This window comes from Flagellimonas aurea, from assembly GCF_017313785.1.
GTDB lineage: Bacteria > Bacteroidota > Bacteroidia > Flavobacteriales > Flavobacteriaceae > Flagellimonas > Flagellimonas aurea.
On record NZ_JAFLNL010000006.1, the window covers coordinates 148,875 to 165,615 of the forward strand.

Here is a 16,741-nt window from a genome sequence, read left to right on the forward strand (position 1 = left end):
TACAACATAAAGTGTAATAGTCTGTTCCCGATAAGAACACCCTTTATATGATTTTAGATGGTTTTAAATGATTTTAGATGATATGTCTAAAAACACAAAACACTGAAAATCATAAGATTAACAGTGTTTTGATTTTACTTAAATAAGGTAAGTCGGGATGACTGCCCTACTAATCCCAATGTCCCCCTATCGTCCTGGGTAGAAAGAATATTTTTAACAATTCTTGTTCAACTAAAACCATAGAATCTGTATCTTTAAAACTTAAATAAGATTAGGTGCCAAATAACGGCATTTAGGTTCATTTTATATGGTATTTGTGTACTGGTGAACGATTCGGTGCACAGGCTAAGAAAAATGATTTTAACTTTTTGAACATCAATTGATTATATCTTGGGTTTAGGCCCCAGTCAGGTCACTTTTTAGCTATTAAAAAATTCCAAAAGTCTGTAAATCTCCGATTTACAGACTTTTTTGTTTTTATTGATTTCATTTGAATTCAATTTGTACCATATATCACGGTGCTCACTTTGTTGAATCCGTGAAAATGACACCTGATCCATGTTAAAAACGCTTCGAACATGTTTTTTCAAATGTTTTGGAACAAAATTGAATCAGTAAATCAATGACAAATGGAAACAAACACTTTCTCTTCAATCTTCTATTTAAGAAATTCCAGATTGGACAAAAATGGAAAAGCTGGTGTCTATTTTAGGATTACCGTAAACGGTTAAAGTGGATGCGCCGAAGATGGTATACCACATACGCAGGATAAAATTGAGCACCGTTGGAACCAAAAAAATCTGATTTTCAAACAACTAAAGCCAATTATTCGGTGGCTCAAATTTTCTGTTTTTGGTGGTATCGACCATACGGAATTTGGGAGACTTTCAGCTCTAAACTTAATAAGATTGCTTAAACATGAATACTTTATTTGAGTATTGGTTAAAAGTTCGCTTGTCCACAAAGGCAGACCCTTTTTATTTCTTTAAGCTAAAGGTATAAATCTTCCCCTTTTCCGTTTCTATATCGTATAACGATGTTTTAGGTAATATTAATTCTTCAATAGAAGAGTTCTCAGATATTATTGGGTCTGCCACTTTACTAAAAGTGAAGAACTTATTCGGATTTTCCCCTTCTGCTATTTTTAACTTTCCCGTTCCGATATACTCAATTTCATTGGGGACCCTGAGTCGCAAATTGCCTCCTAAATTTGATTTTATTGAAGTGGCCACAAGTTTCTTGTTTTCCCATTCCATAGCTACCACTTCAAACCCTCCTCTGGCCCTTAATCCACCTACGTATCCGGCATCAAGTGCATCGGGAACTGCTGGAAGCAGATGGACACTACCGTCCGAACTTTGCAATAGCATTTCAGCAATTCCAGCGGTACATCCAAAGTTCCCATCGATTTGGAATGGAGGATGCGCATCGAACAAGTTGTTATAGGTTCCTCCCCCTCCTCGATTGATTCCTACGGGGGTCAATTGGTCTATAATCAATTTATAGGCGTGATTGCCATCCTGCATTTTGGCCCACCAATTTACCTTCCAGCCCATACTCCATCCCGTAGAAATATCTCCTCTCTGAAGCAAGGTGTTCCTTGCAGCGGCAAAAAGTTTCGGTGTGCGATATGGAGAAATCTGATTGGACGGAAAAAGACCGTACAAATGGGAAATATGGCGATGATTGTCCTCTGGTGAGTCCACGTCGTCCAACCATTCCTGCAATTGGTTGTGCTTGCCAATCTGCATTGGGGGCAATTTGCTTCTCAACACTTTTAGCGAGTCCACGAAAGCGCTTTCCTTTCCCAAAACTTCCGTAGCTTGAATATAGGTGTTGAATACATCGAAAACCAATTGGTTGTCCATGGTAGATCCGGCAGTTATGGACGAACCTTGATGTGCTTCTGGGGCATTTTCGGGAGAATTTCCAGGAGCTATGACCAAATATGGGTACTTGGGGTGCTGCACCAGAAAATCTGTATAAAACTCAGCAGCTCCTTTAAAGATGGGGAGAGATGTTTTTAAGAAAGTGGTATCCCCAGTGTATAAATAGTGCTCCCAAAGATGCTGACTCGTCCAGGCTCCCCCACCGTTCCAGATGCCCCAAAAGGCACCATCAATGGGTCCGGTAATCCTCCAAATATCAGTGTTGTGGTGTGCCATCCAGCCCCGTGTACCGTACATGGTCTTGGCTGTTTCCTGACCAGTTTCAGAGAGTTCTTTGACCATTTTTAGAAAGGGCTCGTGAAGTTCGGAGAGATTGGTCCGCTCTGCAGGCCAATAGTTCATTTCCGCATTGATGTTGATGGTGTATTTACTGTCCCATGCGGGATTCATACTTTGGTTCCATATACCTTGAAGGTTTGCAGGTTGCCCACCCGGTTGGGATGAGGATATGAGCAAATATCTCCCATATTGAAAGTATAATGCCACAAATGATGGGTCTTGCGTATTCCTGAAATTGGCCAGACGTTCATCCGTGGGCCGCTTTGAAGCTTCCGTTTCCCCAAAGTCCAAAACGACTCTGTTGAACAATTCTTGGTATCTTTTTATGTGGTCGGATATTAAGACTTCATAATCTTTATCAATACCCGCATCCAAAAATCCTCTTGCACGTAGCACTTCATCACCGCTCAAATCTTGGTAGGAGTTGAAATTGCTGGCAATCGAAACCATCAAAATGGCTTCGTCCGCATGTTCCACCGTAATTGAGGTATCTGCTTGGGTTATCCTTCCATTTTGGGCCTTTAGTCCCATTAGGGCATTGAATTCCACTTTGCCCTCAATACCTTCGTGATCGCTGGTTCTGCCCCAAAGAGAGATTTGGTTACCTGGCTTGGTCTCTATTCTTGAATTGGCGTGGGGAGTGGTGAAATTGGCGGTAAAGTCAATCTTACCTGGCTTGCTGGCAGTAAGTCGAATGACCAAAAGTCTGTCGGTCAACGATACAAAAGATTCTCTCGTAAAGGTAACACCATTGATTTTATAAGAGGTTTTACTAATCGCATTGCTGATATCCAACTCCCTGCAATAGTCTTGATAGTCTGTATGGTTGGGAAAGGATAGTTCCAGATTTCCTACGGGCTGGAACATTTGGCCATGCGATTTTTTGGTAATGATCTTATCGTTCGCCAATTTTTCTGCTGCTTTATATTTCCCATTAAAAATGAGTTCCCGGACTTTGGGAAGGGCCTCAAGTGCATTTGTATTGTCATTTCTATTGGGGCTTCCGCTCCAAACCGTATGTTCGTTGAGCTGGAATATTTCCGTGTCCACATTACCATATACCATTGCCCCCAAACGACCATTGCCCAAAGGCAGCGCATTTTCCCACGTATCCCCTGAGGGCTCGTCATACCAAAGTTTTAAGTCATCTGAATGCTGTCCAAAAAATGAAATTGGAATGCAGAAGAAAATTAAATAAAATGACCATTTCATATACTAACAATTAATTTTAAAATTGGCTACGGGTTCATGATTAAGGTATTCAATATACACATGTTATTCATTCTGTAAAATGAATAGTTGTGTTTATGTATACCAACACTTCTGGTTTTGTATGAGGTTGTTCCTCTCAAACCAACTCTATTGTACTGATTCACGCGGGTTTTCAAGAATTTCTCTCAGATTCATTTCCAATGTGTTAAATAAACACTTATATTGGTGCCAGAAAACACGATATGCGATTTGCCCCAACGCTCAGATTGTCTTAATGACTTCATTATGCAAAACGGAGAGAATTGAACCGTATACAACTATTTCATAACGACAAATAAATGATCAATTAGAATCTAAAAAGAATTAACTAAAAACAAACATCATGAAGTTTAATGCTGCAACATTAACATTTGTATTGTTTTGCTATGCCACAGGTATGGCCCAAACTAATGCACACACTGTAACCGAAGATTTCAAACCCTCAACCCTGAACCAACCTGGGAAAGAATACCCCCAGGTCAACTCACAGGGATATGCGCGATTTAAAATAGAAGCACCCGCCGCTGACAGTGTACGGGTAAGTCTTGGCCTTGGCGGTAGAGGCGGAACCAAACTACAAAAAGTAGAGGATGGTTCATGGATGGGTACCACAGAAGGGCCCATGGATGAAGGGTTCCATTACTACCATGTAAATGTGGACGGTGGTACTTTTAATGATCCAGGCGCTCTTAATTTTTACGGTTCCACACGTTGGGAAAGTGGTATCGAGATACCGGCCCATGACCAAGAATTTTATGCATTAAAGGACGTTCCCCATGGAAAGGTGGAACAGATTCTTTTTCCTTCAAAAAGTACCAACACATCCCGAAGGGCATTTGTCTACACACCTCCGGGGTACAACAAGGATCAGTCTAAAAAATATCCTGTTCTGTATTTGCAACATGGCTGGGGAGAGGACGAAACGGCTTGGAGCAATCAAGGCCACGCCAACCTTATTATGGACAATCTTATTGCCGAAGGTAAAATTGAGCCTTTTCTTATTGTGATGACCTATGGGATGACCAACGAGATCAAATTTGGAGGGCTGCGTAATTTTGACATCACTCCCTTTCAAACTGTTTTGGTAGATGAACTCATTCCTTATGTTGATGCCAATTTCCATACCATCGCTGACCAGTCCCACAGAGCCATGGCGGGTCTTTCCATGGGGGGTATGGAGACTAAGATGATAACACTCAACAAACCAGAGGTTTTTTCCTATTACGGCTTGCTTAGCGGAGGCACCTATAGCCCAGAGGACATTAAGGATGAAGCCAACGTGAACCTCATATTCTTGAGCTGCGGAAGCAAAGAAAGACCTGATGCTGTCAAAAGCGCAGCCGCTGCTTTGAAAGAGGCCGGGATAAATGCCGTTTCCTATGTTTCCGAAGGAACAGCACACGAATTTCAGACTTGGAGGCGCAGTCTACATGAACTTGCGTCACTTCTTTTCAACTAAATCAGGCTAAAGAAAATACCATGAAAATTGCAAGTTCGCTTAATGTCACCTTAGCATTTCTATTTGTATCAACTCTCTGTTTTGGTCAACAGGCCAATGTAAACCTGGACTATAATCCACAGGAGGATACCGAAGGACTTATACCCTTTAGTGCACCGATAAATTCTCCTGAAGTGCATGATGACCAAACCATTACGTTTCGGGTGAAAGCACCGGACGCCCAAAAAGTGGAATTGAATCCCGGAGCCATCAATACCGCCCTGGGCAAGGGTAGGGAACCTATCCATTTTACAAAAGGAGAGGATGGGGTTTGGACATTGACCATTGGACCACTTCCTCCTGATATGTATGCTTACCATCTTCGGGTGGATGGCGTGCAAATGGCGGACCCCAGCAATACACAGGCTGCATTCACGGCCATGCCTCCCTACAGTGAATTGATTGTGCATGGTGATGGGCCAGCGTACTATGATGCAAAAAACGTCCCTCATGGAAATGTAACCCGTCACGTTTATCATTCGGATGTCACTAAGGGCGAACGCGAACTGTATGTGTACACACCGCCGGGCTATGACCCTGAAAAAAAATATCCGGTACTTTATTTATTAGGGGGAAGTGGTGAACTGCCTTCGAATTGGGTGTACGATGGCAGGGTGAATTTCATCATGGACAATCTTTTGGCGGAAAACAAAGCCAAGCCTATGATTATTGCTATTCCCAACAACCAAGTGATTCATCGGAATCACCCGCAGCATTCCGAGCTCACTTTCGACATTTTTGAAAAAGAACTCAGAAACCATGTCATACCCGTGGTTGATGAAAATTACAGCACCATCCAAAACCCTGAGGGAAGGGCAATATCAGGATTGTCTATGGGAGGTCGACATAGCATGTTTATAGGTTTCCGGTCGCTCGATTTATTTGCAAATTTTGGTATTCTCAGTGCCGGGGATACGGATGCTGAGACCTCGTTGTCCCACTTTTTGAACGATTCCGAAGTAAACAATAAGATAGATTATCTTTTTGTGGGGCAGGGCACCAAGGAAGCGGAAGGTTTTTTCAACACAAGGGTCCAGGGTCTTGTCGGTGCATTAAATAAGCATGATATAGAACACGAATACTATGTAGGTGGTAACGGTGGGCATGACTGGTCCACTTGGCGTCATCTCTTGTATTATAGATTCTTGCCAAACCTTTGGCAGAACAATTGACAACGAACAAAAACCATTTTGAATGAAAAATATAAGCTTACTACTGGCTTCAATCCTACTGATTTCTTTAGGTTCCTGTGCAGAACAAAAGCAGGAACCGGGTCTGGTAAAGACTACCAACGGAATGGTACAAGGTTCGGCTGAAGGTGATTTGACCGTTTTTAAAGGAATTCCATTTGCTGCACCTCCGGTGGGAGACCTCCGTTGGAAGGCCCCACAGCCCATTGAGCCTTGGGAAGGGGTAAAAAAGACCACCGAATTTGGACCTGCCCCCATGCAGGGCGGAAATCCGCCTTCAGGAAAAAGCGAGGACTGTCTTTACTTAAATATTTGGAGTCCGGCAAAATCTCCTGATGAAAAAATCCCGGTTTTGGTTTGGATTTATGGGGGTGGATTTAGCTTCGGTTCCACCTCAGAACCAGTTTATGATGGCACAAACCTCGCCAAAAAAGGAGTCATTTTGGTCAGCATACCCTATCGTGTGGGTCAATTGGGCTTTTTGGCCCATCCAGAACTCAGTGCAGAAAATCCCAATAATGTTTCAGGAAACTACGGATTGTTGGACATGATTGCCGGTTTAGAGTGGATACAGAAAAACATTGCTGCTTTTGGAGGCGACCCAAATAAAGTGACCATTTTTGGTGAATCGGCCGGAGGTATTGCCGTAAGCATGCTCTGTGCCTCTCCCTTGGCCAAAGGGCTGTTTCAGGGTGCTATTTCCCAAAGTGGAGGTTCTTTTGGACCATCAAGGCCAACTACATTCCCCGGTGAAAATATGAAGACCTTGAAGGTTGCCGAACAAGATGGGGTCAGTTATGCCGAAAACGCGGGTGCCTCAACGTTGGAAGAATTGCGGGACATTCCGGCGGAAAAATTGCCTATGGGCATGGGTATGGGCGGCGGATGGCCCATTATCGATGGTTATGTGATTCCTGATGACCAGTTTACGTTATACGAATCGGGTCAGTACAATGATGTTCCCGTATTGATTGGCTACAATTCTGATGAAGGGGCCAGTTTCTCTCGTGAAAAAGACCCGGAAAAACATAAAGAAAGTGTGCACCTGCGTTACGGTCCGTATGCCGATTCGTTGTTGGCGGCATATCCCTTGGAAGATAATGAAGTGACCAAAACGGCCCGTGATTTGGACCGTGATGCCGCTTTTGGATGGCAGACATGGAGCTGGGCAAGGCTTCAGGCCAAAACCGGGGATTCCAAGGTATTCTATTATTATTTTGACCAGCACCCAGACTACCCCGAAGATTCACCCAAGTATGGATCTGGATCGCCCCACGCCCAAGAAGTCGCTTACGTCTTCCTTAATCTTGACAATCCTGATTTAAGTGAAACGGATACGCAAATTTCAGAAGCCATGGGTACGTATTGGACCAATTTTGCCAAATACGGAGACCCCAATGGTGAAGGAATGCCCAATTGGCCAGCCTTTGACAACCAGACTAAAAAAGTCATGTATTTTCAACAAGAACCAAAGGTTGGCGAAGTGCCGAGCGAGGCTGCATTGGAAGTGCTTGACCACTATTTTGAATGGCGGCGTACCCCTGAAGGAAAGGAGTGGGCCCAGTAAAAAATGTATATGATTAAGAATAAGTTACCTTCGATTTCAACTCTTTTTTTGAGCCTTTTATTTTTTTGTAATGGGCATGCACAAGAAAAACTATATCCCAATACATTTGACTTAAATCAAGTAACTCTACTCGAAGGACCATTTAAAACAGCTAGGGATTTAAATATTGAGGTGCTTTTGCAATATGATATGGACCGATTGTTGGCCCCTTATCGTAAAGAGGCTGGATTGGAACCGAAGGCTCCTGCTTATCCCAATTGGGAAGGATTGGATGGTCACGTTGGGGGGCATTATCTGTCTGCAATGGCCATGAACTATGCGGCAACAGGGAACATGGAGTGTAAACAGCGCATGGATTATATGGTGTCCCAATTGAAAGAATGTCAAGATGCCAATGCCAAGAACAATCCAGAATGGGGAAAGGGCTATGCGGGAGGATTCTCGAACAGTGTAAAGCTTTGGCCATCCTTTAAAAATGGGGATTTCAAAGTATATTTTTCTTCTTGGGCACCTTGGTATAACCTACATAAAATGTATGCGGGCTTACGGGACGCCTATATTTATGGGGACAATGAAATGGCCAGGGATATTTTCCTGAAATTTTGTGATTGGGGAATAGAACTGACCGCTGGACTCACGGACGCACAGATGCAACGCATGTTGGATATGGAGCATGGCGGCATTAATGAGAATTATGCCGATGCCTATCAAATATCGGGAGATGAGAAATATTTATCGGCGGCCAAACGGTTTTCCCACAGGCAGGTGTTGAATCCTCTTTCGAAAGGGATAGATAACCTCAACAATAAGCATGCAAATACCCAAATTCCCAAATTCATTGGTTTTGACCGAATCGCAGAATTGGACGATGCCGATAAGTACAGTTCCGCCAGCTCCTATTTTTGGGAAACCGTGGTGAACCATAGGAGTTTGGCCTTTGGGGGCAACAGCAGAAAGGAACACTTCCCGAGCGTGGCATCCAGCATAGACTATGTGACTGAGGATGATGGACCTGAATCCTGCAACTCTTACAACATGCTCAAGTTGACCGAAGGATTGTTCCGTAAGTTTCCCAACGCAAAATATGCGGATTATTACGAAAAAACGCTGTACAACCATATTTTATCAACGCAACATCCAGAGCATGGGGGTTACGTGTACTTTACCTCCGCCCGACCAAGACATTACCGAGTATATTCGGCTCCTAACGAAGCCATGTGGTGCTGTGTGGGCACAGGTATGGAAAACCACGGCAAATACAACCAGTTTATTTATTCCCGCAATCAAGATGCGCTATACGTCAATTTGTTTATTGCATCTGAATTGGATTGGAAGGAAAAAGGAATCAAGCTAAAGCAGGAAACGGATTTTCCAAACAGTGAGACTACGAGATTGACTTTTATCGAAGGGGATGGAAACTTCGAACTGTTGATTCGCTATCCAGGCTGGGTGGAGAAGCAAGCTTTCAAAATAAAAATCAATGGAGAGGTTTATGAGCATGCCGCCATACCATCTTCCTATATTCCAATAGAAAGAGAATGGAAAAAGGGCGATGTGGTCGAAATTTCGCTTCCGATGAAAAACCATATCGAACGCTTGCCCAATATTCCGCAATATGTGGCATTTTTTCATGGACCCATTTTATTGGGTGCCAAAACAGGAACCGAAGATTTAAAGGGTCTTATTGCAGATGATAGCCGTTTTGGACAGTATGCGGGAGGAAAACGCCTGCCTTTGGACCAAGCTCCCATATTGATCGCCGAAGATGTTGAATCCGTAGGAAAAAAACTTGAGCCCATTTCGGGCAAGCCCCTGCAATTTAAATTGAATGTGAAAATGATCAACCCTGCAAAATTGGAACTGGAGCCCTTCTATAAAATCCATGATTCCCGATATATGATGTACTGGTTGACACTTTCAGAGAAAGGATACAAATCTTATTTGGATTCATTGTCCAATATAGAGAAGAAAAAACTTGAATTGGAACGAAGGACGCTAGATCATGTGGCCACAGGTGAACAGCAGCCCGAATCTGACCATTACATGGAAGAGGCCAAATCGAATTCAGGGAATTCCCATGATGATTTTTGGCGCGAGGCAAGGGACGAAGGATACTTTAGTTATAAAATGGCCACGGGTTCACAGTCCAACCTGAATCTGTTGGTACGATACTGGGGATTTGAATGGGGCCAACGCAAATTTGATATCTATGTAGAGGATGAAAAGTTGGTCACGGTGGACAATACCAAAAAATACAATATCAGTCAATTCAAACAAGAGACGTATCCCATTCCTGAATCACTTTTAAAAGGAAAAGATTTTGTCATTGTAAAATTTGTGGCTCACCCGAACAGTTCGTCCAGCGCAGTGTATGACGTACGCTTGGTAAGGCCAAATTAAGTAGAAACAATATGAAATTAAATGAACATCTTCGAAACCACAGAACCGGTTTTATACTGTTATTCATTCTCATTTGCTTATGGGGTACCGCTCTGGAAGCTCAAGTGCCCAGTGGTGGTAAAAAAATAAGTGATGAATTGTTGGGTCTCTTTTTTGAGGATATCAACTATGCCGCAGATGGCGGAATATACGCCGAAATGGTTCAAAATAGGTCCTTTGAATATGATCCCACCGAACAACAAGGATGGAATCCGTTTTCATTTTGGGAATATATGGAACCGGGGTATTCCTACGGGAGAATCAGTGTGGAGACCTCAGACCCCGTCCATGGAAACAACCCACATTATATGGTGGTCGATGCGGAATTTATTGGTAATTATGAAGAACACGAAGGAAAATCAGGAGTGGGAATCAAAAATTTAGGCTTCGATGGAATGGTGGTCAATGCTGGTGATACCTATAATTTCTCTGTGTTTCTGAAACAATTGAGCAATGCCCCCGTAACCTTGGATATTAGTTTGCAAGGCACCGATGGTACCGTTTTGGCCGAAAACAAAATTCAGAGTACTTCCAAGGATTGGAAAAAATATACCACAACTTTGGTTCCTTCCCAAAGTAGGGACACCACCCACTTGGTCATATTGGCTACAACTAAAGGAAAATTTGCCATGGATGTTGTTTCACTTTTCCCTGAAAAGACCTTTAAAAATCGTCCCAACGGATTACGGGCAGATATGGCCCAGCTTTTAGCGGATATGGAACCCAAGTTCGTCCGTTTTCCGGGCGGGTGTCTGGTACATGGCGATGGGCTGCATAACATGTACCGGTGGAAAAATACCATTGGGCCCATTGAACAGCGGGTGGAACAGCGCAATATTTGGGGATACCATCAAACGGCGGGTTTGGGATATTTTGAATATTTCCAGTTCTGTGAGGATATCGGGGCAAAACCTTTACCTGTAGTTCCCGCAGGGGTGAGTTGCCAGAATTCGGGAGGCACATGGAGAATAGGAGGAAAAGGGCAACGGGCACTTCCCATGGATGAGATGGATGAATATATTCAGGAAGTATTGGATTTGATCGAATGGGCAAACGGGCCCGCCACATCCGAATGGGGCAGCAAACGGGCAGCCGCAGGTCACCCTGAACCCTTCAATCTGGAATATGTGGGCATTGGCAATGAAGACAAGATGACCCCGGAATTTGAGGAACGATTTACCATGCTCTACCAAGCTGTAAAGCAAAAACATCCGGAAATAACAGTCATTGGAACCGTAGGTCCATTTTTGGAAGGTGAGGATTTTGAAAAAGGATGGGAAATAAGCAACAAATTGCAGCTTCCCATGGTGGATGAACACTATTATATTGAGCCGGATTGGTATTTGGGCAATCAGGAACGCTATGACACGTATGATAGGAAGAAAGCCCAGGTGTATTTGGGGGAATATGCCTCATGGGGCAACAAACTCTATAATGCCATAGCGGAAGCGGTCCATCTAACTGCCATTGAAAGAAATGGGGATGTGGTCAAAATGGCCTCCTATGCACCCTTGTTGGCCAAAAAAGGACATACCCAATGGTCAACCGATATGGTGTTTTTTGATAATACCACGTTGTGCCCGACCCCCAATTTTTATGTACAAAAGCTTTTCATGAAAAATAGTGGCGATCACTACTATGATAATGTCATCAACTTTTCAAAGAAGGACACCACATTGGCCGCTTCTACCGTAATGGATAGCAAGACAGGAGATGTGATCATAAAGATGGTCAATGCGGGGAAAGTGCCAAAAAGCATGGAAGTAAATCTTTCAAAATTTAAAAATAGGGTTTCCAATGCAAAATTGACGGTGCTCACGGGAGACCCTGAAGCTGAAAATACTTTCGACAATCCAGACAATATTGTTCCGGTCACTGAGGAATACGGTGTGGACAAAAAATTCATGTATTCCGCACCTGCAATGTCATTGAGTGTCATCAGAATAAAGACAAAAACATAAATTGATAAGGAACTCACAACAACAGCAATACTAAATCAGCATGAAAACAAACAAACAAAACCTTAGAAGAATCACGGCCGTTTTGCTATTGGTCGCAGTGGCGGGATTGTACTCCTTTTCGGGAGGCGATGAAATTACAGGTCCTAAACCCAAGAAAGCAACCAATACACCAATATTTACCAAAGTAGTGTATGAGGGCAATGATCAGGTATACAATAATAATCCCTTGGAAGCAGATGAGTTTTACAATCCAATCCTTCAGGGTTGTTACCCAGACCCAGCCATAACCCGAAAGGGAGACGATTATTATTTGGTGTGTTCCTCATTTGCCATGTTTCCTGGTGTGCCCATTTTTCATTCCAAGGATTTGGTCAACTGGACGCAAATAGGCCATGTTTTGGACCGGGTTTCCCAGTTGGATGTCCACGATACGGGGATAAGCCAAGGGGTATATGCCCCTGGTATCACCTATAACCCCAATAATGATACATTTTATATGATTACCACTGCTTTTGCGGGTGGTTCGGGGAACATCGTAGTGAAGACCAAGGATCCGATGCAGGGTTGGAGTGATCCTTACCACCTAAAATTTAATGGGATTGACCCATCGCTGTTTTTTGATGATGATGGCAAAGCCTATGTGGTGCACAATGATGCTCCGGACAAAGGAAAGGAACTCTACAATGGCCATAGGGTCATCAAGGTTTGGGAATACGATGTGGAAAAGGACCAAGTCATTGAAGGAACCGATAAAATAATTGTCGATGGTGGGGTGGACATTTCTGAAAAACCCATCTGGATTGAAGCACCACATTTGTACAAAAAAGATGGTAAATATTATCTGATGTGCGCCGAAGGTGGTACCGGGGGATGGCACAGCGAAGTGATTTTTATGAGTGACAGTCCCAAAGGCCCTTTTGTGCCCGCTCCGAGCAATCCCATCCTTACCCAGCGCTATTTTCCCAAGGAAAGGGAGAACAAAGTGGATTGGGCGGGCCATGCCGACTTGGTTTTGGGACCTGATGACAAATATTACGGTGTTTTTCTGGCGGTTCGGCCCAATGAGGAAAACCGCGTGAACACAGGGAGGGAAACCTTTATTTTACCTGTGGATTGGTCGGGCACTTATCCTGTTTTCGAAAATGGATTGATCCCAATGGAACCAAAACTAAAAATGCCCGAAGGCGTAGAGAACAAAATGGGGCAAGAAGGATTCTTTCCCAACGGAAACTTCACCTATACCGAGGATTTCTCATCAGAAAAATTAGATTACCGTTGGATAGGGCTCAGGGGTCCACGGGAAGCCTTTATGGAACAAACCAAGAATGGTTTGGAAATTACGCCCTTTGAAACCAATATCAAGGAAGTAAAGCCTACATCCACATTGTTCTACAGGCAACAGCACAGAACATTTTCATTCTCAACAACCCTAAACTACAAGCCAAAATCTGAAAAGGATTTGGCGGGAGTGGTCGCCTTACAGAATGAAGGATCCAATTATGTCTTTGGATTGACCAAAAAGGACAATGACTATTATCTCGTACTGGAAAAAAACAAATGGCCCAGAAGACAGGGTGAAATCATCTCAGAGGTTTTGGCAAGTACTAAAATTGATTTGTCAGGACCCATTGAATTAAAGATAGCTGCTGAAGGCGACAAGTACACCTTCAGTTATTCCACCAATGGAACCAATTTTGAGAATGTGGGCGGCACAGTTTCTGGGGACATCCTCTCCACCGATGTGGCAGGAGGTTTTACCGGTGCTCTTTTGGGACTTTATGCCACCAAGGCAAATGACATAGTACCGGAATAACATAATCCATCAGAAAAAATGCAAGCCATGAAAAAATCAGTAATGCAATTTTGTCTCCTGACAGTGATTTTATTGTGCTCGGGAAAAATTACCGCACAGGATCCCAATTTCCATATTTATTTGAGTTTGGGCCAGTCCAATATGGAAGGGAATGCCCGTATAGAAGCACAGGACACGGTTGACGTTAATGATCGTTTTAAGGTTTTGGCGGCAGTGGATTGTCCTGACCTCGGGCGAGAAAAAGGTAAATGGTACACTGCGGTTCCACCTTTGTGCCGATGCAAAACAGGCCTGACGCCTACTGATTACTTTGGTAGGACGTTGGTGGAAAAATTACCGGACAGTATAAAAGTCGGGGTTATCAATGTTGCCGTAGGAGGCTGCAAAATTGAATTGTTTGATAAGGATAACTATAAGGAATATGTGTCCACCGCTCCGGATTGGTTGAAGAACATGGTTGCGGAATATGATGGAAATCCCTATGACCGTCTTGTGGAAATGGCGAAAATTGCCCAAAAGGATGGGGTTATCAAGGGAATCCTTCTGCACCAAGGGGAATCAAATACTGGGGACACCCTTTGGCAAAAAAAAGTAAAGACCGTTTATGACAACCTTCTTAGAGACTTAAATCTGGAAGCATCAAAAACCCCTTTGCTTGCGGGTGAACTGGTTCATGCTGATCAAGGAGGCATATGTGCCAGTATGAACGAAATTGTGGCGACGCTCCCAGAAACCATTCCCAATGCACATATTGTTTCCTCAAAAGGAGTTCCCGATGCCAAGGACAACCTTCATTTTAATGCGGAAGGGTATCGTATGTTGGGCAGAAGGTATGCTATTAAGCTGTTGAATATGCTGCGTAACCAAGCTAATGATCCCATAGCGGAGAAGCATGCGCCAGAAGGGTTTGACCAAGCCAGAAGTAGCATCCCAAAAGGTAGGATAGACAGCATTACGTATCGCTCAAAAACGGTGGGCACGGAACGAAAGGCCATGATTTATCTGCCTCCCGGCTATGCCAAATCAAAAAGACACCCTGTTTTGTATCTCTTGCACGGCATTGGAGGGGATGAAAAAGAATGGTTGACACATGGCACTCCTCAGGTAATTTTCGACAACCTTTATGCGGACGGAAAATTGCAACCCATGATTGTGGTGATGCCCAATGGGCGGGCCATGAAAAATGACCGTGCCGAGGGAAATATTTTCAGCAGGGACAAGGTTGAGGCCTTTGCCACCTTCGAACAAGACCTTTTGAATGATTTGATTCCCTACGTGGAAAAGAACTTTAAAGTGTACAAGGATAGGGAGCATCGGGCGATATCAGGTCTTTCCATGGGCGGTGGACAAACCTTGAACTTTGGTCTTGGCAATTTGGACACATTTGGCTGGGTAGGTGCATTTTCATCGGCACCTAACACCAAAGCGCCCCAAGAATTGCTTCCCAACCCTGAAAAAGCCAAATCGTTGGAGCTACTTTGGATTTCTTGTGGGGATGCAGACGGTCTCATGCCCTTCAGCAGTCGAACCAGCGAATATTTGCGGGACCATGATGTGCCCCATATTTTTTATGTGGAACCGGGAGGACACGATTTTGAGGTTTGGAAGAATGATCTCTATATGTTTTCGCAAATGCTTTTTAAGCCAGTGAACAAGGATGTTCTCACAAAGTACAGTGTTTTGGGATTACCGGCCAGCACCAATGTAAGACGGGCACAGTACCCACAAATTTTACCCGATAGCAGGGTGATTTTCAAGACAAAGGCTCCGCAAGCAAAAGAGGTACAAATCGATTTGGGCAAAAAATATGATATGGAAATCGATGATGAGGGATTCTGGACCGTGACCACGGATTCCATCACCGAAGGGTTCCATTATTATTCATTGATTTTGGATGGGGTGGCCGTGGCAGACCCAGCCAGTGAAACCTTTTATGGTATGGGGAGGATGGCCAGCGGTATTGAGATTCCGTTTAAAGGAGATGGCTATTATAGCTTAAAGGATGTGCCCCACGGCGATATCCGTATAAAAAAGTATTATTCAAAAGCATCACAATCATGGCGGGAAATGTATGTGTACACGCCACCTGGTTATGATGAGTCCACACAAAACTATCCTGTACTGTACCTTTTACACGGCGGAGGCGAGGACCAACGGGGCTGGGCCACCCAAGGAAAGACCAATTTCATAATGGATAACCTTATTGCGAAAAATAAGGCCGTGCCCATGATTATTGCCATGTTGGATGGTAATGTTTCTGGCACAGGAGGGTTGGCCGGTTTCAATCAAAATTCATTGATGGCCTTTGAGAATGAACTCAAACAAGGAGCAATTCCCTTTGTGGAGGAAACGTATCGCGTGAAGATGGGTGCACAGAACAGGGCTTTGGCCGGTCTCTCCATGGGCGGTCTGCAGACCTTGCACGCGGGCGTCCATAACACCGATATGTTTTCCCATTTGGGCGTTTTTAGTTCGGGCTGGTTTGCCAATAATGATGAGTTATCGAGTCCACAATACAGGTTTATGCAAGACAATGTGGACAAAATAAACACCAACCTTACCAATTTCTTTATTTCAATGGGAGGCCCAGAGGATATTGCCTATCAAAACTGTCAAGTGATGATGAAGAAATTTGACGATATGGGTGTTGCATATCAATATAGCGAATATCCGGGAGGGCATACATGGCCCGTTTGGCGGCACGACCTTTATAAATTTGCGCAGCTTTTATTTAAGTAATAAGTCCAAACAAGAATTCATTAAAACGGCTATTGTTGAAAAAACCACTAAAAAT

At 43.7% G+C, this 16,741-nt stretch carries 9 protein-coding genes; 8 read left to right on the plus strand and 1 reads right to left on the minus strand.

The window, feature by feature from the left end; translation table 11 throughout:
* Positions 1-629 precede the first annotated feature (629 nt).
* A complete protein-coding gene (locus tag J0656_RS20170) occupies positions 630-731 on the plus strand; it encodes an Arm DNA-binding domain-containing protein (RefSeq protein WP_237688926.1) in 102 nt (33 codons plus the stop codon).
* Positions 732-977: 246 nt separating this feature from the next.
* Here the strand turns inward: J0656_RS20170 and J0656_RS11975 are convergent, their stop codons facing one another.
* Positions 978-3,440 (minus strand): glycoside hydrolase family 95 protein, encoded by a 2,463-nt coding sequence (locus tag J0656_RS11975; protein ID WP_207034093.1) that lies wholly within the window; start codon positions 3,438-3,440, stop codon positions 978-980.
* A 382-nt stretch (positions 3,441-3,822) separates the two neighbouring features.
* Here J0656_RS11975 and J0656_RS11980 point away from each other — a divergent pair, with 382 nt between their 5' ends.
* Genes J0656_RS11980 through J0656_RS12010 form a run of 7 tightly spaced genes read left to right on the plus strand, consistent with a single transcriptional unit; the run spans position 3,823 to position 16,686 of the window.
* Positions 3,823-4,938, plus strand: coding sequence for an alpha/beta hydrolase-fold protein (locus J0656_RS11980; protein WP_207034096.1), 1,116 nt, complete (start codon positions 3,823-3,825; stop codon positions 4,936-4,938).
* 20 nt (positions 4,939-4,958) lie between these two features.
* Entirely contained in the window at positions 4,959-6,149 is a 1,191-nt protein-coding gene (locus tag J0656_RS11985) for an esterase (RefSeq protein ID WP_207034098.1), read from the plus strand.
* Between the two features lie 22 nt (positions 6,150-6,171).
* Entirely contained in the window at positions 6,172-7,734 is a 1,563-nt protein-coding gene (locus J0656_RS11990) for a carboxylesterase/lipase family protein (RefSeq protein WP_207034099.1), read from the plus strand.
* A 9-nt stretch (positions 7,735-7,743) separates the two neighbouring features.
* Positions 7,744-10,134 (plus strand): glycoside hydrolase family 127 protein, encoded by a 2,391-nt coding sequence (locus tag J0656_RS11995; RefSeq protein ID WP_237688927.1) that lies wholly within the window; start codon positions 7,744-7,746, stop codon positions 10,132-10,134.
* Between the two features lie 11 nt (positions 10,135-10,145).
* On the plus strand, positions 10,146-12,134 hold the full coding sequence (locus J0656_RS12000; RefSeq protein ID WP_207034104.1) for an alpha-L-arabinofuranosidase family protein: 1,989 nt from the start codon (positions 10,146-10,148) through the stop codon (positions 12,132-12,134).
* Positions 12,135-12,174: 40 nt separating this feature from the next.
* A complete protein-coding gene (locus J0656_RS12005; protein ID WP_207034106.1) occupies positions 12,175-13,947 on the plus strand; it encodes a glycoside hydrolase family 43 protein in 1,773 nt (590 codons plus the stop codon).
* A 27-nt stretch (positions 13,948-13,974) separates the two neighbouring features.
* Positions 13,975-16,686: an alpha/beta hydrolase-fold protein gene (locus J0656_RS12010; protein ID WP_207034108.1), complete on the plus strand. Its 2,712-nt coding sequence runs from the start codon at positions 13,975-13,977 to the stop codon at positions 16,684-16,686.
* The last annotated feature ends 55 nt before the right edge of the window (positions 16,687-16,741 follow it).